A 26,575-nucleotide genomic window follows, 5' to 3' on the forward strand; every position below is an offset into this window, starting at 1 on the left:
CTTTTCCGCTTCTCCCGTCAGAGTTTCACGATCGTCGGTTCGTGGTCCATGGCCGGGATCACTTTATCCGTCAGATCCTTTGTAGCGAACCGGAGGCTTGACGTATTGATGCACGGATGGCAGGCAAAATACGCCGGCTTCAGCACATCTTCGTCGATCAGAAGGCGCACCCGCCCCTCATGGTCGTTCATCAGCCCCATTACGCTGAGCGACCCGGGCGTGATATCCAGATAGGCTTCCATATATTCCGCTTTGGCAAAGGACAGCCTTGCGGAACCGATCTGGGCGGACAGATATTTCGTCTTAAAGGGCTTGTCCCCCGGAATGAGCAGCAGATAAAAATCCGTCTCCTGCCGGTTGCAGAGGAGCAGGTTCTTGCAGATCGACACGCCTTCCTCCACGCCATCGCTGAGCGTCCGGTCGATCTCCTCGCAGGCATCCATGGTCATGGCCGCCTCGTGGTCCACCCGCGCGTAGGACACGCCCAGGGAATCCAGCAGATCGTATACGCGGAGTTCTTTCTCCAGTCTGCCCTCCGTATGTTCCGGTCTTCCGTTATATAACTCCATCTCTTTCTCTCCCGTTTATTTTTATTCCGCGTTTTTCTCTCTTTGAAGCTTATCTGCAGCCTTTGCCGCACTATAGCTTCAGGCTCCTGCAGCGGTTAAAGCAGGCGAACATCTCCTGCCGTCTCGGCCTTGCCATGCAGGCGATGCTCGACGTGCTCTCGCAGAGTGCCGCAAGAGTACCTTTTTCAATCGCCTGCTCCAGCTCCGCCACGATCTGCCGCAGGTCCTTCCTTCCATCTAGCAGATGCTTCTGCGCATACCGCACGCAGTACCCGAGCGCCGTCACCTGCTCGCTGTCCGTGATCTGCTCTACATACCGCAGATCGATGGTCTCCCGGTTGATCATCACGCCTTCTTTCCCGAGCGTCTTCATCTTGATCCTGTCATTGCCCCTGAATGCCTTGTCCGGCCGCGGGCAGCGTCCGAGATCCGGCTTCGCCGCCGGCTCCTCCGGCGCACTGATCATGGGGAAGTTCTCCGCCTCTTTTTTCGCGTAAGTCGTAATGTCCTTCGGCACATACCGGTCCATCTGGATGATCGTGTCCGCGATGTGGAAATAAGATCCCGAGCTGCCGGCCACGATCACCGTGGAAATGCCATAGTTCTCATACAGTTCCCGGATCCGGTCGATGAACGGCGTGATCGGCTCCATATCCCGGTGGATCACCCGCTGCATAAGCTCATCCCGAATCATAAAGTTGGTGGCGCTCGTATCCTCATCGATCAGCAGGAGGGACGCCCCGGCCTCGATGCTCTCCACCACATTGGCCGCCTGGGACGTGCTGCCGCTGGCGTCCTCCGTACAGAATTTCACCGTATCCTTCCCGTTCGGCAGATCATTGATGAACATGGAAATGTCGGTCTTCCGGATGCTGCGCCCGTCCTCGGCCCGGATCTTCATGGCCGTATCGTCCGTGATCACATACTCCCGGCCGTCCCCGGCGATATGGTCGTACACGCCCAGTTCCAGCGCTTTAAGAAGGGTGGATTTCCCGTGGTATCCGCCGCCCACGATCAGGGTGATCCCCCTGCGGATGCCCATGCCGGTGATCTTCCCCCGGTGGGGCAGGTCCAGTTCTACTTTCAGTTCATCGGGCGACCGGAACACCACGCCGCCTTTCATGGGGCGTGCGGAAATGCCGGACTCCCGGGGCAGGGTGCTCCCGTCCGCCACGAACGCGCACAGCCCGAGCTTCGGCAGCATTTCCCGGATGAAATGCTGATCCTCCGCCAGGTCAACGATGGCGCGCAGCCGCTTCGCGTCCATATTTTTATAGAACAGCGCGTGCTTCACGCATTCCGGTACGAAGTCAAAGAGGATCTTCTCCAGCTCCCGCGCATTGATAGTCCGCCCGTTGGCCGGGAATCCGATCTCCATGCGGAGCACCACATCCCCGCTCTTTGGATCGATCCGGCAGGCCGTCCGCTCCAGCACTTCCTGCCCGCAGCGGCTCACCGAGATAAGTCCGCTCTTCCCGGATCCTTTCGCCTTAAATGCGAACTGCTCCGCCCGTCTGCCGAACTGCCTCGTCAGCTCATCCTGCAGAGCAATCCTCTGATGGTCTCCTCCATAAAGTTCCTGCGGGAATCCCGCGGTGCGCCCGGCCACGCGTACGCTCACCTTTGATGGTGAAGCGAAAGGGTCTCCCTGCACATGGTCGATAGACAATATATAGCCTGGGAACTGGTAAGCGCCCTTTGTATCTTTATATGCCGGATACCCCCGGTGGTCGATCCTGTTTAACAGGCTTCTAAGTTCTGTTGATGACTGCATAGTGATGTCTCCCTTCTTCCGGCCTCACAGTCGGAATCTGATATTTCTCTTCGCTTGTCCTCACAAACTCTAAACTCATACCTGACTCACATCTTAGTACATGACGCCGGCGAAATCAATATTGTTTTCTCATATTTTCATACCGTCTGTCTGTACGATCCGGCACACGCAGCCGGAACACTTTCTCCCGAAACGCACTTCGCGCGGTTCTGTCGTCCCCCGTCAAAGGGAGCAAATACAAAACCGCGCGGTTCCTTCTTCATTCTGCTTTATCAAATCAACGTTTGTTATTTCTGATATTTTGCTGTTTCAGCATACACCTGCCTGCCTTCGGAATATACACCCGGACGGCGCAGCTGCCCCATTCCGGTCACGGCTTCTCTTGAGCCGTCCACAGCCGGATCCGCATATTTCATGTACCACTTCTGCAGCCGGTCAAACAGCCCGCACCGGATTTCTTCATATTCCGGAAGTCCGATCAGATTCTCTTTCTCTTCCGGATCTTCCGACAAATGATAAAGTTCATCCGGGCCATACGGATAACGATGGATATACTTCCATTCACGGTTGCGGATCATCCTGCTTGATCCATACTCATCCAGGATAACAACATGATTATCCGTGTCCGATGCTCCGGTCAGCACAGGAGCAAAACTCCTGCCCGGCAGTCCCTCCGGAAGGTCACCGTCAAGCTTGAGCAGATCTTTCAGGGTCTGGATGATATCGTAATGGCTGCACATACTCTCCGTTACCCTGTCTTCAGGAATCACGCCTTTCCAGCGGGCAATGAACGGAACCTTGACAGCCGTATCGAACAGATTGAACGGAAACGTTCCGTTGCCTTTTCCCCAGATGCCGTGATGTCCCATATTCATGCCGTTGTCCGCGGTAAAGATCACCAGTGTATCATCCGCGATCCCCAGCTCTTCCAGACGGTCAAGAAGCCTGCCTACGCCTGCATCCATCGCCGTCACCGCAGCATAATATCCCCGCAGAAGACGTTTTCTCTCCTCGCCTGTTCCTCCCGGAGCCGTAGGGATACGGTTAGGATGGAGCGGTTCGTCCGGAGTCGCCGTACACTGGCAGTCACGGTACATCTCTACATACTCTGCCGGATGCTGATCTGCATCCCACGGGTCGTGGGGCGCCGTATAATGCACACTTATATAAAACGGCTGATCTGAATCCTTATACCGCTCCGAATATTTATCAATATTTTCCAGTGCATGCTGCGTTATTAAATCTGTAATATAACGATTCTCTATCCTGAGTTCACCGTTCTCGATCACATCCGGCTCCATATAAAGGCAGCCGCCTCTGCCGATTGTAAACCAGTCCGTAAATCCGTGCTGCGGGCTCATGCTGTCGCCAAGATGCCATTTACCTGAAAGGGCGCAGCAGTATCCGTTGTCCGCAAGCAGATCCGTGTACGCTGTCATACCTTCCAGATAGCGGACCGGCTTGTCTTCATTGGCGAAATACGGGTGGTCTTTATATTCCCCAAGTGTATCCTTATCAAGACTTCCGCAGCGGATCCAGTCGTGGACTCCGTGACGTGAGGGAATACGTCCCGTCAGTATGGACGCCCTTGCCGGGCTGCATACCGGAGACGCACAGAAAAAATTGTCAAATCTCGTTCCCTGTTTTGCCAGCCGATCCAGATTCGGCGTATAAATATCTGTATTCCCGGCGCAGCGCATTGCCCACGCCCCCTGATCATCCGTCAGGACAAACAATATATTCGGTCGCTTCATCTCCAAACTCCTCTCAAAAAAACCGGCACGCCGTCTGGCAGTGCCGGTTATAAATCATCTTATCTATTTAGATGCCTGAAACTCCTCAACCTGAGTTGTCACTTCATCGATCAGATCCTGTGCCCCGTTTGCTTCCAGATCTTTAAGGAATGCCGGGATGTATTCCTCAGGATCTACAGATCCCGTCTCAAGAGACGGACCGTACTCTGCGATTACGTTAGTCAGCGCTGCAACCTGTGTCTCTACCGGTGTCATATCAAAGGAGAAACCGTTGTTCTGGGAGATAATAGCTGCATCATTGTACTCCTGGAACAGTTCTTCAATGTTGTCCGGATAACTGATATCCCATTTCTGGTTGAACGGTGTACCAAACTGCCATCCGTATGTATAGTCGTATCCGTTGTCCGCCGGATCAAGTGTTCCGTCCATTGTTCTGTCAACCTGGTCTTCGCCGACTGCTGTATAGTGCTCGCCTTCGATACCATGACGGATCAGTGTTCCAACATACTCGTCCGTGTTCAGAAGATTGATGAACTCAAGAGCTTTCTCCGGATGCTCGCTTGCGGAGGAGATTGCAAGGATACCGCCGCTGAGTACACTTGTTGTCTCAAATAACGGATCCATCAGTGATACGAAACCTACTCCGTGTCCGCTTGAATTTGACATCATTTCTACATTACCCGGTGCATTTTTAATGAAGTAGGAGAACAGCTTGCCGTTGTTGAAGTCATTGTCACGGTTTGCTGTATCGCTGTCATAGTTAACCGGATCGCCGCCAAGGTATCCTGCTTTATTCCATGAATAAACTGTTTTGCAGTAGTTCATGTACTCTTCGCTCGCGTACTGGTTAAATACAGTCTCTCCTGCCATATCTTTGAAGTTATCATACTCCGGTACTGCCGCAACTGCAGGAAGTGTGGAGTTTCCTGTAAGAGACTCATACGGAGCAGCCATCGGCCATGCGTTCACAAGTCCGGATACACCGATCACATCCTGTCCTGCTGCCTTTGATTTCTCGGCAACTGTCTCAAGAACTTTTGTGTAATCCTCAAGTGTGGCAACCTGACTCATATCGATGCCATATTCAGCTGCGAGATCGCTGTTATATACGATTCCGCCCTGCCATCCCATTTCTTTATAGGAAGGAACACCGTAGATCTGTCCGTCTACTTTCACTGTATCCCACACTTCCTGCGGAATAAAATCATAAGTTTCTTTTGCATATTCCGGAAGGAGATCTGTGATATCCATATATGCGTCCTTGCCTACGAACTGAAGATAATCTGTCGTCCAGTTTGCTGTAAAGCAGATATCGAAATACTCGCCTGCATTGATCAGGTTCGGCATTTTCTCTTTGTAGTCCGGATTTGCAATTACATTGTAATCAATCTCTACGCCGATCTTGTCACGTGTATACTCGTTGAGCTTTTCAATCACCTTATCTGTATCTGCTGCCACCGGGTTGATGGACATATACCATTTCAGTGTCGTGATGCCATCCTCGTCGCTGCCGCCGTTGTCTGATCCGCCTTTCTTTCCGCATCCTGCCAGCAGGCCTACTGTCATGGCTGCCGCAAGTCCGATGCTGAGCAATCTCTTTGTTCTCAGTTTCATAATCTTTCCTCCTCTTAGAAATTATTTACCAAAACGCTTCTGCGTTCTGAATACGTGTTATATCAGCCTTTCACTCCGCCGACCGTAAGTCCTTTGACAAAATATTTCTGGAAGTATGGATACGCCAGAAGGATTGGCAGGACTACCAGTACGGTAAGAGCCATACGGCCACTGTCTGTCGGTGCATTTGCTGCCATCTCTGCATATTCCAGAGCATTTGCCGAAGACTGTTTCATAAATTCCAGACTGTTCTGCATACTCCACAGCAGTGTCTGTACAGGATATTTTTCCTGATCCACGATGTAGAGCATTCCGAGGAACCAGTCGTTCCAGTATGCGATCATCGTAAACATACCGATCGTTGCGATACCCGGTTTGGAAAGCGGAAGCACGATCCTGAAAAATGTCTTGAACTCGCTGGCTCCGTCCACTCTCGCAGCTTCTATAAGTTCAACGGGTATGCTCTTGTAGAATGTCCTGAGCACCACAATGTAGAATGCGTTGAACGACATCGGGAAGATCAGCGCCCACACGCTGTTGCCCAGACCGAGCAGCTGTGTGTTTACCATATATGTGGCAACGATACCTCCGTTAAACAGCATGGTAAAGAGCATCAGGAGTGTAAACAGTCTGTTGTATGCATAGTCGCTGCGGCTGAGTACATATGCGAAGCTTGCGCTGATCGCCAGACTGAATACTGTTCCGACTACAGTTACAAAAATTGTGATTCCGTAAGAACGGATAAGCTGGTCTCCCAGTTTAAAGAAGAACTCATATGCCGCGAGACTCCACTCGGACGGGAAAAAGCTGTACCCGTTTTCAAAGATGCTCTGCTCACTGCTGAAAGATACGATCACTACGAGCAGAAGCGGAAGCACACAGATAAGAGTCCATATGGCAAACCAGATATTCAGAGCAATATCGGCTTTTTTAGATATCCGGTTTATTGTCAGATCAGGTACTCCCTCATCCTTGTTCTTTTTCTTCTTAAATAAACTTCTCATCCATAACCCCTCCTGTCAGAATAATGCGCTGTCCGGATCCATTTTACGTACGACGAGGTTGGTTCCTACTACAAGGACAAATCCCACAACCGACTGGTAAAGGCTGGCTGCAGATGCCATGCCGACATTGCCGGTTTCTTTGAGCGCCCTGTATACATATGTATCAATAACCTGTGTCACGTCATACAGCGGTCCCGAATCTCTCGGAAGCTGGAAGAACAGACCGAAATCAGCGTAGAAAATTCTTCCGATCGCCAGGATTGTCAGGACGATCATCATCGGTTTCAGACATGGCAGCGTAATATTTTTGATCTGCTGCCATTTTGTCGCTCCGTCGATTACCGCTGCTTCATAGTAATCGTTCGGAATACCGGTAAGAGAACTCAGGTACATAACCGTTGAATATCCGATCGTCTTCCACAGCTGGAAAAACGTCAGAATAAACGGCCATTTTCCAGGATCAGAATACCAGTCTACCCCGGCGAATCCGAAGTAGTCAAGCAGATGATTGAACAGGCCGTCGTCCACGCTGAACATTGAAAACGCCATAAACGAAACAACAACCCATGACAGGAAGTAAGGCGCCATGAAGATCGTCTGGTAGATCTTCGCCCTGCGTTTCTTCAGGAGTTCGTTCAGACCGATCGCCATAGCCACTGCCATCACGAGATCCAGCAGGATAAACAGACCGTTATAAAGCAGTGTGTTTCTCGTGATGATCCAGGCGTCTGTTGTCTTGAACAGGAATTCAAAGTTTTTGAAGCCGGTCCACTCACTTCCGAAAATGCCGTCCCTTACGCTGAAGCGCTTAAATGCGAGAAGCAGTCCCGACATCGGAAGGTAGCGGAACAGAATCATTACGATCAGCCCCGGTGCCGCCATAACAGTCAGTGGAAGATTTTTTTTGAATACATACCAGAAACTTTTTTTCTTTTTTTTCACGACAGCCGGGTTAGCAGTTGAAGTTTTCATAACATCCCCCTTTTCTTTCCGTGCTTTCTACATAAAGTTTATCATCCACATTCCTGCTTCAACAACGGCACAATTTTTATATGAGGTGCATCTTTTTTATCTGATGCTATGTGCTTAAAAAGAGCACCCGAGATCACTAATTTTAGGAAATAATTCACAAATCTGCCGTCTGTATGCTATAATACCCGATGATTATTGCGGATAGCTCACAAATGAGAACTGCAAATGAGGAGGAGAAGATTTATGATCAAAATACTGCTTGTAGATGACGACTACCTCGCCCTTGAGGGACTGTGCCAGATGCTTCACTGGGATGATTTCAACGGTGAGCTGTCAGGCTGTGCCACAGACGGGCTTGATGCCGTTTCCATGATTGAAGATAATCCCCCTGACGTAGTCGTAGCAGACATCAAAATGCCCCGAATGAACGGTATAGAGCTTTCCCGCTATCTGTACGAAAACCATCGCGGTACCCGCGTCATTCTGCTGAGCGGCCACAGCGAATTTGAGTATGCACAGAAAGCGCTGCAGTACCGTGTCACAGATTACATCCTCAAACCGGTCACCCGGCAGAAGATAAAAGAACTGGAAACTCTTCTGAAAAAGATCGATAAGGAGCTCGCTGCAAAGAAACAGATCCGCCGTCTGACGGGAAGCGAGGTCCTCAAAGACCGGCTGCTCTCTTTACTGAGGCAGGGAGATGAAAAAGCGGTCTATGACTTCCTGTATGACGGAGTTCTGGCAGAGGCACTCCTCCATGATACCGCCGGGACTCTCGGCTCCACACTTCTTAACCACACTTTTGCCTATCAGAATGAAATTGGCAAGGACAAAGCTGCGCTTGATGAGCTGAAGAAAACATGCACGGATGAATACTGGCTGCTCTCCTCATCCCGGGAACGTGTTTCTTACATCTATACCCGCTGTCAGGAACTGATGACATATGCACAGAGCAGGAAGAGCGAATATGAGCAGCCGATCGTTGCGCACTGTATTCAGGTAATCCGGGAATCATTCTCTGATCCCGGCTTTAACATCTCCCAGCTTGCAGACCATGCCAATCTGTCTCTCCCCTATCTGAGTACGGTTTTTAAACAGGCAATGGGACAGACGATCAGCAGCTATCTCTCCCGTCAGCGGCTGCTCTGCGCCCAGAAACTGCTGCAGGACATCTCGATTCCTATCAAAGATGTGTGTGCACGGTCAGGATACGAAGATCCGCATTATTTTGCAAGATCCTTTAAAAAGCAGACCGGGATGACGCCCAGCGAGTATCGTAATCTCCACAGCTCCAGGGACTTTACCCCCGAGTATAGCGATAAGGAGGGCAATCCATGAGCATCACCAAACGCAGTTTCATGATCATATGCCTGATCATATCCTGCATACTGATCACATTGAACCTGGTCACTTACGGACTCTTCCAGTATTCGATTACCGAACAGATCCTGACTTCCTATGACACTCTTGTAGACGCCAACAACTCTCTGTGCCGGCTCTTCACACAAGAACTGGACCAGCTTACATATATGTATACTACGGATGAGGAGCTGGGCAGCCTGCTCTCCATGCCCGTAGGCAATGACAGACTGGAGGATCTCCAGACGAAATCTGAACTGAACAGCCGGATGGCGTACACGCTGAATTCCCAGAGTGCACTGTCTAATAAAGGATTTTCTTCTGTCCTCTATGTTAATCCGGAGCTTCCTGTAAGCACTCTTTTCAGGTCCAATACAACGGTCCGGGGCGTCAGCCGCCTCTTCAGCGCAGAGACTTTTCTCAATGAGGACTGGTATACACATGCACTTGATCAGGTTGCACGTCATTATATTTTTGTAGATGAAACGGAAGGCCGGCTCTGCTTTGCCAAAAAGCTCCAGAACAGCCATTATTCCGGTCCCCGTCTGGAAGACGGAGTCGGAGTACTTCTCTGCAGTGTGCCGGCAAGCCGCATCCCCCAGATTTTTTCTTTTCATCCGCTTACTGCAAACAGCGGATTTGCACTTTTCAGCCGCGACGGAGCGCTTCTGTACCAGTCGGACGCTCTGCCGGACTTGTCTGATGCAGCCGAGCAGTTTCTGAGCGATACCTCCCATCAGAAACTGAACCTGAATGGCAGTTCATATATATACAGCTCAGCGGAACTTGACTGGGGACTCCACCTCCTCTTCCTCACGCCTTACAGCGATATTACAGAGCAACTCCATGCGATGATGCTCCCGTATCTGCTCTGTTCATTTGTCTTCCTGATCATCGGCGCCCTGTCTTCTCTCCTGCTCTCCAGGGGAATTACACTTCCTGTCGTACAGCTGACACGGAAGATTGAACGTATCGAAGATACCCGGAATGTAGACCTGTCAGCATTTTCAGGTTCGGGACCCCCGGAAATCAGAAGGCTGAACAGCAGCTTCAGCGATCTGATCCGCCGTGTCAACCGCCTGACCGGACAGATCCAGCAGGCTGCGGAACAAAGGAGGATCAGTGAGCTTCGGGCACTCCAGGCACAGATGAATCCGCACTTTGTACTAAACGCCATGAATACCGTAAATTACATGGCGCTGATGCGTGAAGAGGATGATATCGCCGCTACCGTTGATTCCATCGCTAATCTGATGCGCTATAGCATCACTGAACCGGACCAGCTTGTCAGCATCCGGACAGAGGTCGAAAATATACGGGAATACATCTCCATTTATACTCTGCGTTTCCGTCAGGAAATCCGTCTGGAAGTCTCGGCAGACCGTCCGGACACGGAGATTTTTATCCCCAAGTTTACCCTGCAGCCGCTCGTAGAGAATTCGATCCGGCACGGGATCACCCGGCAGGACGCCGGTATCACCGTATTCCTGCGGGCATGGGAAGATAGAGACAATCTCTATGTACAGGTCACCGATACAGGCAGGGGTGCTGATCCGGACAAGCTGAACGCCTACCTTCGCTACGAAGATGTAGATCTGAAAGTATCCCACGGGTTCGGCATACGCAATGTAAACGAGAGGATACAGCTCCATTTCGGCGGAGACAGCGGTCTGACCTTTTCCATAGATCCGGACGGCCGGCTCGCCGCCACGCTCACGATCTGCACAGATAAAAAAAGTGCACCTGATAATAAGATTTAACTCTTTCAAACATTACAGCCGGGCGGTATATTAGAATCAACCCCCGGCTGTTTTTGCCGGATACGAGAAAAGGAGCACAAAAATATGGCGAAAACACTTGTTGTCAATGGTATTCACAATTATACTGCACCGGAGGAATATATCCCCCCGAAATCAGCGGCGGTCAGAGAGCATCTGGAATGGTTCATGGACCAGAAGCTGGGACTGATGATGCACTGGGCACCCGGCTGCCAGCTCGGCACTTACGAGAGCTGGCCGTTAAGCGACGGAGACGGCTCATGGAGCCAGGAAGATATGACATGGGCCGACATCGAGACCTGCAAGCAGCAGTACTGGGATGCAAACCGGACTTTCAATCCTATAAAATTCGATCCCGTCAGATGGGCGGCACTCGCCGCAGACTGCGGATTTAAATACCTGCTTTTTACAACAAAGCATCATGACGGATTCTGTATGTATGACACGGATACAACAGACTATAAGATCACAGCAGAGAGCTGTCCCTTCCATACACATAAGGACGCTGACATCGTCGGCGCTCTCTTCCGGGAATTCCGCAGACAGGGGCTGGGCATCTCTGTCTACTTTTCCAAGCCGGACTGGCACAGCGAGTATTACTGGGCTCCGCAGTTTGGCACTGCACCTGACAGAAACGTAAATTATGATGTCAGTGAACATCCGGATCTGTGGGAGAAATATGTACAGTTTGCCCATCAGCAGATCCGGGAACTGTGCACGAACTACGGCAAAGTCGATGTGCTCTGGCTGGACGGTGGCTGGGTGCGCCCCGATAATCTGGGACAGGACATCCGTCTCGGCGAGATCGTGGAGGAGATCCGCTCTTCCTCCCAGCCGCACCTGATCGTCTCTGACCGTACCTGCGGGGGAGAGTATGAAAACTTCATCACACCAGAGAAAACTGTCCCTGAAACTGCCCTTAATGTTCCGTGGGAAACTTGTACGACTGTAGGGAATAAGTTTTCGTTCCACTATACAGATACATTCAAAAGCGGACACCAGCTTGTTCTGCTCCTGCTTGATGTTGTGAGCAAAGGCGGCAATCTTGCCCTTAACATTGCCCCGCAGCCGGACGGTGAACTTCCGGCTCCCGCAGTCCGGTCTCTCCGCGATATGGGCGCATGGCTTAAAATCTACGGAGACGGCATATATGGGACGCGCATCTGTGCCCCGTATTTCAAAGATAACCTGTTCTACACGCAGAAAGAAAATAGAAGATATGTTTTCTGCGCATACGGAGATACTCCTGTTCTTCCGGCACAGATCACACTCGTCTCAGAAAAACCGGTGAAATCTGTCATATGTATGCGTACCGGCACTCCGGTTCTCTTCCGCCAGGAAGGAGATAAAGTCACCGTCTTCACAGACGGCCTTCCCACAGGCGGAGCATTCTACGCGGAAGGCTTCTGCGCTGTTACCGGATAGGACCGGGGCGGAAGCCCGCCCTGATTGTTTCCGGACATTCAAAGAGATTGCCGGCTGTCTTATTTCCTAAGATAGCCGGCAATCTCTTTCATCCTCGGTGCGCATTTTTCAAAAAACATCCTGTATCCGCCGCAGAAGTAGTTTCTGTACGTCCCTGTCTGGGCATCCCGTATTCTGTGTCTGCGGCACCCGTTCCGGCAGAGTTGAAACCACCGGCACTGCCTGCACTCTTCATCGTGTTTCAGAGATTCCCGCACAAATTGTTTTGCAGTCTCATTCTCAAAGAATTCCTCAATTCTGTTCTCGTTATAATTTCCCAGACAGTATCCGTCCATCGCATAGAAATCACAGGGATATGCCCTGCCGTCTGCCTCCGCTACGCACTGCACACTGCAGGTTCCCCTCTGCTCGCAGGACTCCGGAGGGATACCCGCGAGGATTCCGATGTAATTCTCAAACTGGCGGATATACGGCGCCCTGCCCTTTCTCCAGTCCTTTTCCCATAACCGGAACAGCTCTGTCAGAAACTTTCCGTAAGCTTCCGGCGTCAGCGAGTATTCCCTGCCTCCCGGCTCTTCCCCCGCCGGATCAAGACAGGCGATATACTGCTGGTAATCCCATCCGTTGTTTTTGTATTCTTTGTATATCTCCCGGGTATGTTCCGACACGCTCCGGGTCACAACTGTGAGAATATTATAGGCCACGCCGAAGCTGTCAAGCAGATCCGCCGCCTTTTTAACACGGGCGTAAGTCGCCCCCCCTGATGCGTCATGCCTGTACCGGTCATGAATCTCCTGTGTTCCGTCCACTGACAGACCGATCAGAAAATCATGTTCTTTAAAAAACCGGCACCACTCTTCGTCAAGAGCAAACCCGTTTGTCTGAATCGTATTAATCACACGGATTCCTCTTCTGTTGAACCTCTTCTCAAGCCGGATCACTTCTCTGAAAAAATCCAGTCCCCGGAGGGTTGGTTCCCCTCCCTGGAAGGCAAAACATATCTCATCCCCAGCCTGTCTCATAGCCTTTTTTATGAGATTTTTTACAGTATCCACGGACATCATTCCGCGGATGCCTTCTTCACGTTTGTCCATCTCGTCGCAGTAAAAGCAATAACTGCAACGCATATTGCACAGTCCGGAAGCGGGTTTAATCAAAATTGTATGTAATGTCATCGTTTTCCTCCCGGTATTTTTCTATCCTGCTCACAGTATAACAAATCCGCGCCGTTTCGTGTATTTTTTTCACAAAACAGCACGGATCTTATTCCTCTTTTAAACTATATTAACATATATTTCCCGTCACTACTGTACAGACGGCGCATGCCGGTCTATCAGAGCAGTCCCGCCATCTGCGGCAGCCATAGGCTGACGGCAGGCACATATGTGACGAGCAGCAGTCCGATCAGGATCGCTATATAATACCTTAGCATATATGGCATAACCTTTGCCAGGCTGGTCCTGCCGACTTTGATCGCAACAAACAGTGTATTGCCAACAGGCGGTGTAATATTACCGATACACAGGTTGTAGACAAGGATCAGTCCGAACTGTACCGGATCCATTCCGAACGTCTGTACTACAGGAAGGAACAGCGGCGTAAAGATCAGGATCGCCGGTGTAACGTCCATAAATGTTCCCGCGATCAGCAGGATCACGTTCATGATCAGAAGGATGATGATCGGATTCTGTGTCAGACCGAGCAGTGCAGCCGAAATCGCCTGCGGGATCTGTGTAAAGGACATAACCCATCCGAGGATGTTGGACACACCGATCAGGAACACTACCATACCGCTCATCTTCGCGCTCTCAACCACGATATTCCAGAAGGATTTCCATGTGATATTGCGGTAGCAGATACCAAGGATCAGCGCGTATACTACGGCAATAGCCGAACCCTCTGTAGCCGTGAACACACCTGCGATGATACCGCCGATCACGACAACGATAAGAGATAAGGACGGGATAGCTTTCAATGTGCACACGCCCAGGTTTTTCCAGTCAAACTTGCCGGGAAGTCCCTTATATCCCTTTTTCTTCGCGATCAGAATAGCAACGACCATACAGCAGATAGCCCAGATGATTCCAGGAACATATCCAGCCATAAAAAGTGCTGCAACAGATGTTCCTCCTGCTGCCAGAGAATAGGTGATCAGCGCGTTGGACGGCGGGATCAGAAGTCCCGACGGTGCGGATGCTCCGTTAGTTGCGGCACACAGAGCCTTGTCGTATCCCTGCTCTTCCTCGCCTTTTTCAACCATGCTTCCAACTGCCGCTGCCGCTGCGGAAGCAGATCCGGAAATCGCACCAAACAGTGCATTTGCTCCGATATTAGTAACAAGAAGAGCCCCCGGCATCTTGCCGAGTATAGCCATAACAAAGTCTACGAGACGCTTTGCGATTCCGCCCTGGTTCATAAGATTTCCTGCCAGGATAAAGAACGGGATCGCTGTCAGGCTGAACTTGCTCATACCTACAAAGATACGCTGTGCGCCGGTTACCACCGATATGTCAAGCGATACTGTCTGCAGGATACAAACAAGTGAGGAAATGCCGATGGCATACGAGATCGGCACCCCGATGATCAATAAAACTGCAAGGATGACTATAATGATCAATAATGACTCCATTGCCATAACTTACACCTCCTCCTTCTTCTCTTCATAAGTGCCTCTGCTGATCTCCACGATATTCAGCACAGTATAGATCATATTGAGCACGCCGCACACCGGAAGCACTATGTAAAACACTCCGACAGCAACGCCGAGAGACGATGTCATCTGTCCCATGGCAAGCTCCGTGATCTTGATGCCGCCGTAGACGAGAATGACTGCCGAGAAGGCAAATGCAATCAGCTCACCAAATATAGCAAAAAACTTCTGAGCTTTTTCCCCCATTTTTTCTACAATGACTGGGATGTTCATATGTCCGCGCTCTCCTGTGATCAGAGACGCCCCGAAAAGGCTGGCCCATGCAAACAGGTAAGATACCAGTTCCTCTGACCATGACGACGGATTCTGAAGGACATAGCGGGTAAATACCTGCCAGCAGGTCAGGGCGACCATGGCGATAAAACTGACTCCCGCCAGTACGTTTAAGATTTTATTCAATACATTTCTTAATGCTTTCATGTCTCCCCCTCCTTATGACTCGTCAGCCGGATACTGCTCGTTATATGCCTGGATCGCATCATAAATCGGTACAAGATCCGGGTACTTTTCAAGCATATCGTCATGCATCGGCAGACATGCTTCTCTGAAAGGCTCTATATCCGGATAATTGAACTGTACACCCTGCTCATTCTGCGCGCGGTCCTTTGACTCTTCCACAGCTTTGACCCACTCTTCTCTCTGAACCTGGTTGACAAGCTCAAATCCTTCCTCAAAGATCGCCCTTTCGTCATCGCTCAGACCATCCAGGAAGTCATTGCTGCCGATCAGGATGTCAGGGATCATCTGGTGCATACTGTAAGAATAGTATTTACAAACATCCCCGTGTCCGTTGTCCGTCAGCGCCAGCTCGTTATTCTCCGCGCCGTCGATGATATTTGCCTGGAGTGATGTATACACATCTCCGAATCCCATCGGCGTAGCAGAACCGCCAAGACGGTCCATCATCTCGATGTTAGTCGGGGACTGCTGTACACGGATCTTAAGACCTTTGAGGTCTTCCACCGTCTCGATCGGCTTATCCACAGTGTAGAAATTACGCGTGCCGGCATCCAGCCATGTCACCGCCGTAAAACCGGCCTGTTTCGTCGATTCAAAGATCGGTCCTGTAATATTCTCGTCATCCATAGATGCGTGATACGCCTCACTGGAGACGAACAGGTACGGCAGGTTAAACAATGTATAGTTGTCGCTGAATGTCTCAAGCAGAGAATTGGATGCCACGCAGAAATTGATCGCGCCGGTCTGTGTCAGCTGTACCATCTCATTCTGGGATCCCAGCAGTTCGCTCGGGAACACTTCTACATCATACTTATCTCCCAGTTCACTCTCGATAAACTCTTCAAACGCCTGGAGTGCGATGTGTGTCGGATGGTTCGTAGACTGATTGTGTCCGATCCTGATGATCTGTTTGTCTCCCCCGGAGGAGGAGCTGCCGCAGCCCGTCATGGTGCCCAGGAGCAGTAAGGACACCAGCGCGAGCGCAGCTGCTCTATATCTTTTCTTCATCATTTATTTAACCCTCTCTCTCATAAACTAACCCTTTTTACTTGTCTGCTTATACACCTGAATACGCAGCGTATCCTCCGTCGATCGGAATACATACTCCGGTGATAAATCCAGCCGCATCGTTGTTCACAAGGAACAGCACAGCGCCGACCAGCTCTTCCAGCTCTCCGAATCTTCCCATAGGTGTTCCGGCAAGGATCTTTGCCGTGCGGGCTGTCGGAGTTCCGTCCTCATTAAACAGAAGTCCTCTGTTCTGATTTCCTACAAAAAATCCCGGCGCAATGGCATTGACACGGATACCGGATTTTGCAAAGTAGGTAGCGAGCCACTGTGTGAAATTAACGATAGCCGCCTTGGCTCCTGAATAAGCGGGGATCTTTGTCAGCGGTGTGTAAGCATTCATGGACGCTATGTTCAGGATATTTCCGTTGCGGTCGATCATATCAGGCGCGAACACCTGGGTCGGGAGCAGAGTTCCCAGCCAGTTCAGTGCAAACACGAACTCAACGCCGCTTTTGTCCAGATCAAAAAACGTCTTGCAGTTTTCGATATCTTTTGCTTCAAAGTGGAATTCATTATCTGTCGTAGCGCGCGGATTATTTCCTCCGGCTCCGTTGATCAGCACGTCGCACGGACCGAAATCAGCCAGGATCTGCTCGTGTACCTGATCAAGGTTCTGACGCTCAAGGACATTTGCCTTGTAAGCTTTTGCGATTCCGCCTTCTGCAGTTATCTTAAGACAGACTATGAACCGGCCGGATTTTGAGTGTCATCATTACTGTGACACGGTTCCTCCGGCTGTTGATTTTCACGAGCATGAATTTTACGAAGTCTTCTTTTTCGTGTCAGGAAATGTTACTTACAATATCGAAGGCCGTACATATCTTCTCAGGACAGGAGACATCCTCCTGACCGACAATCAGGATATCCACCGTCCTTACATCAGTCCCGGGAAACCCTACGAGCGCTATGTGCTCTGGATCACTCCTGATTTTCTGAACTTCCTGCAGAAATACGGTTCAAACCTTTCGGCCTGCTTTACCGATGCAAGCCGCAAGAAATACAAACTGATCCGCCCGGACAGCAGTCTTGCAGCACAGCTTAAAAATCAACTGGATAAAATCATTGCAAACAGAGATGATAAGAATTTCGGAAGTGAGATTCTGGAAGTTATATACATCGTTGAATTTATGGTGTATCTGAACCGCGCATACTTCGACACTTCAGATATCATCCGAAGAGATGTGACTGAAAACAAAAAAATCAACAGAGTCGTTGAATATATCAATGAGAACCTCTCACAGGACCTGTCGCTGGAGAAACTGGCGGAAATCTGTTTCATCAGCAAATCATACCTGTCCCATCAGTTTAAAACATATACCGGCATGCCGCTCATTCAGTTTATTATCAAGAAGCGGCTTACCGCGGCGCGCAATATGATCCGCAGCGGCATGCCTGCGATGGATGCGTGCATGCTGTGCGGATTTAATGACTATTCTAATTTTCACAAGGCATTTAAAAAAGAATTCGGAAAAAGCCCAAAAGAATTCCGGAAAATATAGCGCAGCATTCCGGCCTTTCCAAGGTTGACCGGACTGCTGCGCTTCTCCTGTCAGTTAAGCACTATACATCCGAATGCTCCCAGTTCCAGATATCCCTCATACACCTTCCCGCTCTCGGCGTCTGTCTGCCTCCCGACGCCTTCCACGCGGACCGGCTCGTTTTTGAAGTTCATCACAAACACGAGCTTCTTCCCGTCCGTTCCGGTGCGTTCCGTCACAGTTACACCATATGGCAGCTCCACGCCGAGGGCATTGTTCAGCCCGGCTTCCCTGAATACATCTCCGTAGAATGACCGGAGAAATTCCAGATCGGATTCGGCAGCCAGGTAATATGCTTTTCCTTCGCTAAATGTATTTCTCGTAACCACAGGGCATTGCGCGTAAAAGTCCTTCTCATAAACAGACAATATTTCCGTATGTTCCTTCGCCCGGACGATCGCACACAGCCGTCTTGCCGGATACTCTGTTCCGCCATAAGCAAACTGGTTTTCAAACTCTTCTGACGGCGCATCAATCTCCTCGGGCACAATCCCCAGCACATCCTCCAGCGGGTGATGCTCCAGGAAGCACAGATCCGTCTCGTTCACTTCACCGCTGAAGCAGGTCGTCACATAAATTCCTCCGTCGGATACAAACTCTCTTACCCGTTCCGCATAGCCGTCTTTATACATATAGTTGAGGGGCGCAGACACCAGACTGTATCCGCTTAAGTCCGCATCCATATTTACAAGATCCGCCTCTATACCCGCTTCCCAGAAAGCACGGTAATGGGAGAGCACACACTCTGTATAATCAAAATCAAGCCTCGGACCCTGTGTGTCCTCTACAGCCCACCAGTTTTCCCAGTCAAAGATAATCGCCGCCTTCGGCCGGTTCACCGTATTGTCCGCCGCTGCACTCAATGCCGCCAGCCTGGCTCCTACTTGTGATACGTCACGAAATGTCCGGGTATTGCTTCCGTTCTTATGATCCAACACTGCTCCATGAAATTTTTCATAGCCGCCGCGTCCCTTTCTCCATTGGAAATACTGCACGGAATCAGATCCGTGAGCAATCGCCTGCATGGATGCGAGCATATGCATTCCCGGTCGTTTCAACGGATTGCTGCCCCTCCAGCTTATGGAAGAAGGAGTGCTCTCCATGAGCAGGAACGGCGCTTTTTTCAGAGCGCGCATAACACTGTGGTTTGCAGCGGTGCGCACTGCTGCCGGGACTTCATCCTTCTGCTCGTGCCAGAAGGGATAACTGTCCCACGAGATGATATCAAGCCCTTTTTTCAGCCTGTTATAATCCAGACCTTTGAAAAAGTCCATAAAATTTGTCGTCTCCGGTATATCCGACTCTTCCTTCACCGTCCGGATCTCCATTTCACAGAAGTCACTGAGCTGCTCAGTAGAGAATCTGCGCCAGTCCACGACAAGCGCTGTGCTCGTCATCTCCCCGTAGGGGCCCGGACTGTGGATCTGGCTCCAGTCAGTATACGTATGACTCCAGAAATGATTCCACCATGCATTATTAAGATTGTCCAGTGTTCCGTACTTCTTCTTCAGCCATTCACGAAACGCTTCCTGACACAGTTCGCAATGGCAGGTAGAATCTCCGAAGTTGCCTCCAAGCTCATTGGAGATGTGCCACAAGATCACATTTTTTCTCTTTCCGAACCGCCTTGCAAGTTCTCTGTCTACAGCTGCAGTCTTCTTTCGCATCACCGGTGAAGTATAGCAGAAATTATGCCGCTTGCCGGGCAGATTCCTCCTGCCGTCCGCCTGCACCTGCATCACCTCCGGGTATTTCTGTGTCAGCCAGTGGGGCATGGCGCCGGACGGAGTCGCCAGCACCACCTGGATATCTTCTTCTTCAAGACGGCTGATAATATGATCCAGCCAGTCGAGTTCGTACCTTCCTCGGGCTCAAGAGATGCCCAGGCAAAGATTCCGAGACTTACGCAGTTTACGTTCGCTTCTTTCATAAGCCTTACATCTTCCTCGAACACCTCGGGATATGTCAGCCACTGGTCCGGGTTATAATCTCCTCCGTGGAGCAGTCGTCCTCCTAGCATTTTTCGCCTCCTGTTCTCAGATTCCTCTGAAGCTGAATGTAAATTCCATCTTGTCCCGCACGTCCAGCAGATACTCCGGATGTGTAGGCGCTCCCCAGCTGTCGTCTCCGGCAATGCCCATCTGCCCGAGCGCCGCGCGGACTACCGTATAATGTACCTGCGGCAGTTCATATGGATGTTTTGCATTTTCCAGTTCGTGAGGTGTATACGGCAGAGCAGAGAACATCATCGGCCCGCTCTTTTCATCCATCTCAAAGAGCATGCCTCTTCCCCTGCGGTCTGTCACTGATGCATACCGCACATCTTCTTTGGCCCCGCACTCCTGGGGTACGATATATTTTGCCATATTATCTTTCACAAGATTCTCGTAAATTCCCAGTTTTGCACCTCTTTTTCTGTCGGAATAAGTCTCGTCCGGTCCAAGTCCGTACCATTTGACATGATCGTAATCAGCGTCAAACTTGAAGATTACTCCGAATTCCGGCATAGCTCCCAGCTCTTTCACCGGATCATATGACAAAGTCGTCTTTACCTTTCCATCTCCTGTTACTTCATACGCAAGAGTACACTCGCTTACGGGCGTTGTCGGCAGAAGATATGTATATGTTACCTTTACGCAGCTGACTCCGGCTTCGCTGACACCCTCTTCTACCTTCGGTTCCAGGATCGGGCTGTATGTTCCTGCCCGGAAGTCTTTGTGCGAAGGATACATGCTCGCAATCTTCCACTGTGCACAGCGTTTTGGCATCTGATTGCCCTGATCATTATCGACCGGAGCTCTCCAGAAGTTCGGCTTCGGAATTTCTTTGATCATCTCTTTACCTGCGTAGCGGTAGGATACAAGCCCTCCGTCCAGTACAGAGAACAGTACGTCAAAATTCTCACCTTTCACACCTATATTATGCTTGCTGCGGATTACGCTGACCGGTCTGACACAGGGCTTTTTCTCTTCTTTCACTGCATATACATACTGACCGAACGCCACTTCATGGCCTGCAGGAGCCCATATCGTCTCCTCTTTCAGCCGGAAAGATACGGTGATCGTATATTCGCCCGGTACAATCTCCGGCCGTACCGGAAGATCATATGTCTTTTCACACAGCGGCTCTACATCAGTTGCCAGGTTCTCCTTCCTGATCTGCACGCCATTTCGGGCTACTGTCACTATACATGCAAACGAATCCGTATTCACGAACAGATTCTTGTTGATAACCTTCACCTGTTCTGCGGATACTTCGGCTGTAATATTCTGATAGTTGAACTTTACTTCCTGCATCTTCGGGGAAGGTTCTCTGTCTCCTCCATACGCAATGCCGTTCGCACTGAAATTGTAGTCCGTCGGCCGCTCGTCAAAATCTCCGCCATATGCCTGGAATTCATTGCCGTACCGGTCCTTCTTGCAGATAGTCTGATCGATATAATCCCAGATAAATCCGCCCTGATAAAGCGGTTCTGTATCTGTCAGGTCAGTATATTTATGCATCGCGCCGCAGGAATTTCCCATAGCATGTGTGTACTCGCAGCAGATAAACGGCTTGCTGCGGTCTTTTGCAAGGAATTCTTTGATTGATTCCACGGAAGGATACATCTGGCTTTCCATATCGCTTGTATCATTATAACTTCTGTCATGGAATACTCCTTCATAATGTACCAGACGGGTCGGGTCCTCTCCGCGGAAAAACCGGGACATCTCATAGATATCTTTTCCGCCGTAAGATTCATTGCCGCAGGACCAGATCAGGACAGACGGATGATTCTTATCTCTCTGGTACATGGAATTCGCGCGGTCCAGCATTGCGTCCAGCCATTCCGGTTTGTTGTTCGGCACAATATAATCGTAGTCTCCCGTCGCCTGTGCCGTATCCCAGGATCCGTGTGATTCCAGGTTAGTCTCGTCGATCATGTACAGCCCGTATTCATCACACAATCTGTAGATCAGAGATGCGTCAGGATAATGACAGGTACGTATTGCATTGATATTATTCTGCTTCATCACAGTCAGGTCTTTGCGCAGTTCCTCCTCAGAGACACACCTGCCGTTTACAGAACTGAATTCATGGCGGTTAGCGCCTTTGAACACAATCCTTTTTCCGTTCAGCGTCATAATACTGTCTTTCATCTCAAATCTGCGGAACCCGGTCTTTTCCGGAATAACTTCACACAGGCTGCCGTCAGCATCGTATACCTCGATCGTCAGGTCATACAATTTCGGTTCCTCTGCACTCCATAATTCCGGTTTCTCAATCTCCCATGTCCAGGTATTTTTTCCTTCAAGTGCTTTCTCTTCCTCAAAGCAGACCTGCCCCTTATATCCGAGACGGATGCGGGCCATGCCTTTTCCCCAGGTCTCCGTGCAGATCTCGAGCGTTCCTTTTTCCAGAGACTCATCCGGAATGGCGCGGATCCTCATATCGCGGATATGTACATCAGGCACCGTATAGAGATATACATCCCGGTAGATTCCCGAGAAGCGGTAGAAATCCTGATCTTCACACCAGCTTCCGGCAGTCCACTTGAACACCTGTGCAGCCAGCTTGTTTTCTCCCTCTTTTATATAGTCGGTCAGCTCAAATTCCGATGGCGTAAATGTATCTTCACTGTAGCCCACAAATTCTCCGTTAAGCCAGACTGCAATCCCGCTCTCTGCGCCCTGGAAAGAGATGAAGAGACGTTTACCCTGCATTCTCTCCGGAACAGTGAAATATTTCACATAGCTTGCCGTAGGATTAAAGTGCTCCGGAATCTCTCCCGGCCGGATATCTTCGCGTCCTTCCCACGGGTACTGTGTATTCGCATACTGCGGTGCATCATATCCCTCCATCTGTATATGCGCCGGCACGCGGATATCATCCCAGTCCGCACAGCAGTATTCCTCTTTCTCAAACCCCGGGATTGCCGACTCATAATTCTTCGCATAATGGAATTTCCATATTCCATTCAGACTTTCCGTAAACATCGAAGATCCTTCCATCATGTCTGCCGCAGATGCGTAGTACGCATGATCGGAATGGGCGTCTTCTCTTCCGTCCCGGAAATATTGCGGATCCTTCACCTTCATATAATCAAACGTTCTCATATTTTGCTTCCTCCTTTAAACTGGTATCTCTATTATACAGTCAATAGACAAACATGTGTATGACATGTTAAAATAAAAAATATAATATTTCGAAACAGGAGAGCGTCATATGCCTATTATATTTCGCAGCACCCCCGTAACTGAACCTTTTACATTCGAATCGATCGGAAAAGACTGGGAGCAGGATCATGTCACCCGTCCGGGAGGATATCCGTTCTATCATTATCTCCAGACGGAAAAAGGCGCCGGTAAGATAGAAACATCCTCCGGATCATATATTCTCCGGAAGAACGAAGGGCTCCTGATCGCGCCTTTCATACGCCACTCATATGAGAAGTACGACAGCCTGTGGTTTACAAAGTTTGCTTCATTTACCGGCACAGCCGAAAGAAGTATCCCCCAGATCATGGGAAACCGCCAGGTCGTCCCCGTGGGGAGCGCCCGCGGAGCGCAGATTGCCGGTCTGATCGATGACTGTGTTGCAATGTACGACGCGCTCCCCTTTAACAGCCGGCAGCTGTCCGTAAACTGTTATGCCATACTCATTAACATTGCTGACAGCACAGCTATCCGCAGTCCAAGTGACGAGCCCCTGTATCAGAACTACGTCCTGCCGGTGATAAAAGAAATCGAAAGAAACTTCTCCATGCCTCTGACTGTGGAAACCCTGAGCAGAGGAGTATTTGTCACTCCCCAGTATCTGACACGTCTTTTCCGCCGTTATCTCAACTGCTCTACCTATGAGTATCTGACGTCTTTCCGCATAAGCAAGGCAAAAGAACTGCTCATCACATGTCCGCGGCTGGAGATACAGGATATCGCCCTTAGAACAGGCTTCTCCGATTCAAGCCACTTTATCGCCGTATTCAAAAAAGCTGTCGGGGCTACGCCGCTTGAATTTCGCAGACAGAACTGACACTTTCTCCTGCATGTTACGTTTATTATATAAAGAAGGCTGCCATATTTCTGGCAGCCTTCTTTCCCCCTCCCGGGCATCTATTCTTTTTATTTTACGGCACCTGTAATACCTTCTGCGAACTGTTTCTGCAGTACGAAGAATACGATCATCGTCGGTACAGAACAGAACAGGACGCCGACCATCAGCATACCGTAATCCGTTGTATATCCGAATGACATGTTTGCGATCAGCATAGGCATTGTCTGCGCGTCAGGCTGTGTCATGATTACCTTCGGCCACAGATATGCATTCCATGCATTCATAAATGTAATAACACCGGCTGCCGCATATGTAGCTTTCATCATCGGCATGTACATGCGGTAGAATATCTGGAATTCATTCAATCCGTCAATACGCGCCGCCTCCATAGTGTCGATCGGGAAGTTCCTCGAGTTCTGTCGGAACATCATGATCAAAAACGGCGTTGACAGGGACGGAAGGATAAAGCCCCACACACTGTTCAGAAGCTTCATGCCAGAGAGCATTTTGAACAGCGGAATCATCGTTGCAACCTGCGGAATCATCATCGCAAGAAGCAGGATGGAGAATACAATATCTTTCCCTTTGTCATGATACAGCTCGAATCCGAATCCCGCCAGTGAACAGATCAGGATCGCCAGAATGGTCTGGACAACCGCATACAGGAAAGAATTTCCCATTGCCTGCCAGAGATCATAATTGGAGAGCAGATTCTGGAAGTTCTCGATCAGATGTGTACCGATCGTTATCTTACCGCTGGCTACGTCGAATGACGTATTCGTTGCTGCGGATATCATCCAATAGAACGGGAATACAGATAAAAACGCCACAATGATCAAAAATATGTAAGTAGGAATCAGCCGGCGCTGGATCATACTTCTGTTCTTTTTCTCAGTCACGTGTATCACCTACTTTCATATTGATAAATGCCAGGACTGCTACGATAACGAATACGAAGAAGCACATTGCTGTCGCGTATCCGAAGTTCGAAACAGCGCCCTGTCCGAATGAATTGTTGAAAATGTAGTGCGACATGGTGATCGTCGAGTTTGCCGGACCTCCGTTCGTCAGGTTGACAGACTCATCGAACAACTGCAGCGTACCATTGATAGACATAATGAACGTCATGATAATGGTAGGTTTCAGCAGCGGAACAGTAATCTTCCAGAAAGTATTCCATCCGTTGGCTCCGTCAATCTTTGCCGCCTCATATACAGAGTACTCGATGTTCTGCAGTCCGGCAAGGTAGAATACCATGTTGTATCCTGTCCATCTCCAGATCAGGGCGATGATAATAATGACTTTCGCGCTTGCGGAATTCCCGAGGAAGTTATAGTTCTGTTCCAGAATTCCAAGGTTTACAAGGATCGAGTTAACAAGTCCGTCTGTTGCGAACAGAGACTTGAAAATGATTGAATAGGATACAAGAGCAGTCGCACATGGCAGGAATACACATGTACGGAAAAATCCTTTAAATTTCAGGTGCTGGTTATTCAGGAGCTGTGCCAGAAGGATCGCAAGGATCAGCATGATCGGCACCTGAATGATCAGGTACAGGAATGTATTTCCGACAGATGTCAGGAACACCTTGTCAGAGAACATTCTTGTGTAGTTGTTAAAAATCGGCTCGTTCCAATGCATGTTTGCACTGGATCCGGTCTGCAGTGACATAATGAACGCCTGGATCATCGGCCAGAAGGCCATGATGGCAATCAGGATCGTAGCCGGGGGTCAGAAATACCCAGCCTGCTGCCGACTGCTTCGCAAGCAGCGACATTTTCTTTTTCTGTTTCACTTAGGGCCCCTCCTTTTCGTCATTAACTCTCATAAGGTCTGCTCCGCAGCAGCAGGCAGACCGCTTTGACAGACAGGGCAGGGTAACAGATTGCTCCGTCCCCCGCCCTGTCTCATTTTCTCTCAGCGTTATATTTAGTTAAAGGTTAGTTGCCCATCTCGAAGTTCAGCTGATCTTCTGCTTCCTGAAGAGCTTCCATTGTATCTGCACCGTTTATGATATTTACAATCGCTGTTCCGACGTAGTTACGTGCTGAATAGTGGTAATCGCTCTGCTCAACGATCTGTACGTGTGTTCCCATCTCAACGATGTCAGCATAGATCGGCTGGTTGTTGAAGTACTCAACGCCCTCGTTGTATACATCTGTCTCACCTGCCGGTGCGTATGTAGAAATAACACCGCCGTCTTTCAGAGCATTGTCATATGTAACTGTGCTGCCGCCGAATGTGTATGCAAGGAAATCCTTTGCAAGGTCAACATTAGAGCAGTTGGATGTGATATACAGGGAAGCGCCGCCGTTACTTGCATATCCTTCTTCACCGGAAAGTGTCGGCATTGTTGTGATCTCCCATTTACCGCTGTTAGCTTCTACCTTCTCAATCGTCGGGATGATCCAGTTACCGTTCATAACACCTGCAACCTGATCGCCCTGGATTGCTTTGTCTGTGTAGTCAGACCAGCTGTTCGGCATAAGAAGTGTGCCGTCTTTTGCCATCTGAA

At 49.9% G+C, this 26,575-nt stretch carries 19 protein-coding genes and 3 pseudogenes; 5 read left to right on the top strand and 17 right to left on the bottom strand.

Annotated features, from left to right (window positions below; genetic code table 11):
• Positions 1–17 precede the first annotated feature (17 nt).
• The 6 genes from B5G27_RS04600 to B5G27_RS04625 all read right to left on the bottom strand — a co-directional run bounded on the left by B5G27_RS04600 (position 18) and on the right by B5G27_RS04625 (position 7,687).
• A complete protein-coding gene (locus B5G27_RS04600) occupies positions 18–569 on the bottom strand; it encodes a prolyl-tRNA synthetase associated domain-containing protein (RefSeq protein ID WP_087177783.1) in 552 nt (183 codons plus the stop codon).
• Positions 570–639: 70 nt separating this feature from the next.
• Entirely contained in the window at positions 640–2,343 is a 1,704-nt protein-coding gene (locus tag B5G27_RS04605; RefSeq protein WP_087177784.1) for an ABC-ATPase domain-containing protein, read from the bottom strand.
• A 287-nt stretch (positions 2,344–2,630) separates the two neighbouring features.
• On the bottom strand, positions 2,631–4,097 hold the full coding sequence (locus B5G27_RS04610) for a sulfatase-like hydrolase/transferase (RefSeq protein WP_087177785.1): 1,467 nt from the start codon (positions 4,095–4,097) through the stop codon (positions 2,631–2,633).
• Positions 4,098–4,160: 63 nt separating this feature from the next.
• A complete protein-coding gene (locus tag B5G27_RS04615; RefSeq protein ID WP_242958229.1) occupies positions 4,161–5,711 on the bottom strand; it encodes an ABC transporter substrate-binding protein in 1,551 nt (516 codons plus the stop codon).
• 62 nt (positions 5,712–5,773) lie between these two features.
• The gene (locus B5G27_RS04620) at positions 5,774–6,715 is read right to left on the bottom strand and encodes a carbohydrate ABC transporter permease (protein WP_087177786.1); all 942 of its coding nucleotides are present in this window, start codon (positions 6,713–6,715) and stop codon (positions 5,774–5,776) included.
• Between the two features lie 15 nt (positions 6,716–6,730).
• Positions 6,731–7,687, bottom strand: a complete 957-nt coding sequence (locus B5G27_RS04625) for an ABC transporter permease (RefSeq protein ID WP_242958230.1) — start codon at positions 7,685–7,687, stop codon at positions 6,731–6,733.
• A gap of 243 nt (positions 7,688–7,930) precedes the next feature.
• Here B5G27_RS04625 and B5G27_RS04630 point away from each other — a divergent pair, with 243 nt between their 5' ends.
• The 3 genes from B5G27_RS04630 (at position 7,931) to B5G27_RS04640 (ending at position 12,249) form a co-directional block, all read left to right on the top strand.
• A complete protein-coding gene (locus B5G27_RS04630; protein WP_162611188.1) occupies positions 7,931–9,025 on the top strand; it encodes a response regulator transcription factor in 1,095 nt (364 codons plus the stop codon).
• A complete protein-coding gene (locus tag B5G27_RS04635; protein WP_087177788.1) occupies positions 9,022–10,806 on the top strand; it encodes a sensor histidine kinase in 1,785 nt (594 codons plus the stop codon). Before B5G27_RS04630 ends, B5G27_RS04635 begins: the two co-directional genes overlap by 4 nt.
• An 84-nt stretch (positions 10,807–10,890) precedes the next feature.
• Positions 10,891–12,249 (top strand): alpha-L-fucosidase, encoded by a 1,359-nt coding sequence (locus B5G27_RS04640; RefSeq protein ID WP_087177789.1) that lies wholly within the window; start codon positions 10,891–10,893, stop codon positions 12,247–12,249.
• Between the two features lie 59 nt (positions 12,250–12,308).
• On the opposite strand, the gene B5G27_RS04645 is transcribed toward B5G27_RS04640, so the two are convergent.
• From B5G27_RS04645 to B5G27_RS04665, 5 genes and pseudogenes are all read right to left on the bottom strand, one after another.
• Positions 12,309–13,424: an anaerobic sulfatase maturase gene (locus tag B5G27_RS04645; protein ID WP_087177790.1), complete on the bottom strand. Its 1,116-nt coding sequence runs from the start codon at positions 13,422–13,424 to the stop codon at positions 12,309–12,311.
• Positions 13,425–13,582: 158 nt separating this feature from the next.
• Complete coding sequence (locus B5G27_RS04650; RefSeq protein WP_087177791.1) at positions 13,583–14,884, bottom strand: TRAP transporter large permease; 1,302 nt, start codon at positions 14,882–14,884, stop codon at positions 13,583–13,585.
• Between the two features lie 3 nt (positions 14,885–14,887).
• Positions 14,888–15,379, bottom strand: coding sequence for a TRAP transporter small permease (locus tag B5G27_RS04655; RefSeq protein WP_087177792.1), 492 nt, complete (start codon positions 15,377–15,379; stop codon positions 14,888–14,890).
• A 12-nt stretch (positions 15,380–15,391) separates the two neighbouring features.
• The gene (locus tag B5G27_RS04660; RefSeq protein WP_330398980.1) at positions 15,392–16,429 is read right to left on the bottom strand and encodes a TRAP transporter substrate-binding protein; all 1,038 of its coding nucleotides are present in this window, start codon (positions 16,427–16,429) and stop codon (positions 15,392–15,394) included.
• A 46-nt stretch (positions 16,430–16,475) separates the two neighbouring features.
• Positions 16,476–17,159: pseudogene (locus B5G27_RS04665) on the bottom strand (SDR family oxidoreductase); the annotation flags it as partial.
• A gap of 13 nt (positions 17,160–17,172) precedes the next feature.
• Between B5G27_RS04665 and B5G27_RS04670 the strand changes: the two are divergent.
• Positions 17,173–17,988, top strand: a complete 816-nt coding sequence (locus B5G27_RS04670; protein ID WP_087177793.1) for an AraC family transcriptional regulator — start codon at positions 17,173–17,175, stop codon at positions 17,986–17,988.
• Between the two features lie 50 nt (positions 17,989–18,038).
• On the opposite strand, the gene B5G27_RS17025 is transcribed toward B5G27_RS04670, so the two are convergent.
• The 3 genes and pseudogenes from B5G27_RS17025 to B5G27_RS04680 form a co-directional block, all read right to left on the bottom strand.
• Positions 18,039–18,161 (bottom strand): hypothetical protein, encoded by a 123-nt coding sequence (locus B5G27_RS17025; protein WP_442911427.1) that lies wholly within the window; start codon positions 18,159–18,161, stop codon positions 18,039–18,041.
• 144 nt (positions 18,162–18,305) lie between these two features.
• Positions 18,306–20,047, bottom strand: a pseudogene (locus B5G27_RS04675) (beta-galactosidase); the annotation flags it as partial.
• 16 nt (positions 20,048–20,063) lie between these two features.
• Positions 20,064–23,123 (bottom strand): glycoside hydrolase family 2 TIM barrel-domain containing protein, encoded by a 3,060-nt coding sequence (locus B5G27_RS04680; RefSeq protein WP_087177794.1) that lies wholly within the window; start codon positions 23,121–23,123, stop codon positions 20,064–20,066.
• Between the two features lie 109 nt (positions 23,124–23,232).
• Here B5G27_RS04680 and B5G27_RS04685 point away from each other — a divergent pair, with 109 nt between their 5' ends.
• Positions 23,233–24,039, top strand: coding sequence for an AraC family transcriptional regulator (locus B5G27_RS04685; RefSeq protein WP_087151339.1), 807 nt, complete (start codon positions 23,233–23,235; stop codon positions 24,037–24,039).
• An 89-nt stretch (positions 24,040–24,128) separates the two neighbouring features.
• Here the strand turns inward: B5G27_RS04685 and B5G27_RS04690 are convergent, their stop codons facing one another.
• The 3 genes and pseudogenes from B5G27_RS04690 to B5G27_RS16355 form a co-directional block, all read right to left on the bottom strand.
• On the bottom strand, positions 24,129–24,935 hold the full coding sequence (locus tag B5G27_RS04690; RefSeq protein WP_087178144.1) for a carbohydrate ABC transporter permease: 807 nt from the start codon (positions 24,933–24,935) through the stop codon (positions 24,129–24,131).
• Between the two features lie 16 nt (positions 24,936–24,951).
• A pseudogene (locus B5G27_RS04695) lies at positions 24,952–25,837 on the bottom strand (carbohydrate ABC transporter permease).
• A 163-nt stretch (positions 25,838–26,000) separates the two neighbouring features.
• Complete coding sequence (locus tag B5G27_RS16355; RefSeq protein ID WP_242958232.1) at positions 26,001–26,570, bottom strand: hypothetical protein; 570 nt, start codon at positions 26,568–26,570, stop codon at positions 26,001–26,003.
• Positions 26,571–26,575: the final 5 nt, after the last annotated feature.

The sequence above is a fragment of the Lachnoclostridium sp. An76 genome, from assembly GCF_002161355.1.
Classification (GTDB): Bacteria; Bacillota; Clostridia; order Lachnospirales; family Lachnospiraceae; genus Mediterraneibacter; species Mediterraneibacter caccavium.

Coding starts and splice junctions, on each gene's coding strand:
- B5G27_RS04600 (WP_087177783.1), bottom strand. CDS start 569: ATGGAGTTATATAACGGAAGACCGGAACATACGGAGGGCAGACTGGAG.
- B5G27_RS04605 (WP_087177784.1), bottom strand. CDS start 2,343: ATGCAGTCATCAACAGAACTTAGAAGCCTGTTAAACAGGATCGACCAC.
- B5G27_RS04610 (WP_087177785.1), bottom strand. CDS start 4,097: ATGAAGCGACCGAATATATTGTTTGTCCTGACGGATGATCAGGGGGCG.
- B5G27_RS04615 (WP_242958229.1), bottom strand. CDS start 5,711: ATGAAACTGAGAACAAAGAGATTGCTCAGCATCGGACTTGCGGCAGCC.
- B5G27_RS04620 (WP_087177786.1), bottom strand. CDS start 6,715: ATGAGAAGTTTATTTAAGAAGAAAAAGAACAAGGATGAGGGAGTACCT.
- B5G27_RS04625 (WP_242958230.1), bottom strand. CDS start 7,687: ATGAAAACTTCAACTGCTAACCCGGCTGTCGTGAAAAAAAAGAAAAAA.
- B5G27_RS04630 (WP_162611188.1), top strand. CDS start 7,931: ATGATCAAAATACTGCTTGTAGATGACGACTACCTCGCCCTTGAGGGA.
- B5G27_RS04635 (WP_087177788.1), top strand. CDS start 9,022: ATGAGCATCACCAAACGCAGTTTCATGATCATATGCCTGATCATATCC.
- B5G27_RS04640 (WP_087177789.1), top strand. CDS start 10,891: ATGGCGAAAACACTTGTTGTCAATGGTATTCACAATTATACTGCACCG.
- B5G27_RS04645 (WP_087177790.1), bottom strand. CDS start 13,424: ATGACATTACATACAATTTTGATTAAACCCGCTTCCGGACTGTGCAAT.
- B5G27_RS04650 (WP_087177791.1), bottom strand. CDS start 14,884: ATGGCAATGGAGTCATTATTGATCATTATAGTCATCCTTGCAGTTTTA.
- B5G27_RS04655 (WP_087177792.1), bottom strand. CDS start 15,379: ATGAAAGCATTAAGAAATGTATTGAATAAAATCTTAAACGTACTGGCG.
- B5G27_RS04660 (WP_330398980.1), bottom strand. CDS start 16,429: ATGATGAAGAAAAGATATAGAGCAGCTGCGCTCGCGCTGGTGTCCTTA.
- B5G27_RS04670 (WP_087177793.1), top strand. CDS start 17,173: ATGAACCGGCCGGATTTTGAGTGTCATCATTACTGTGACACGGTTCCT.
- B5G27_RS17025 (WP_442911427.1), bottom strand. CDS start 18,161: ATGAACTTCAAAAACGAGCCGGTCCGCGTGGAAGGCGTCGGGAGGCAG.
- B5G27_RS04680 (WP_087177794.1), bottom strand. CDS start 23,123: ATGAGAACGTTTGATTATATGAAGGTGAAGGATCCGCAATATTTCCGG.
- B5G27_RS04685 (WP_087151339.1), top strand. CDS start 23,233: ATGCCTATTATATTTCGCAGCACCCCCGTAACTGAACCTTTTACATTC.
- B5G27_RS04690 (WP_087178144.1), bottom strand. CDS start 24,935: ATGATCCAGCGCCGGCTGATTCCTACTTACATATTTTTGATCATTGTG.
- B5G27_RS16355 (WP_242958232.1), bottom strand. CDS start 26,570: ATGGCAAAAGACGGCACACTTCTTATGCCGAACAGCTGGTCTGACTAC.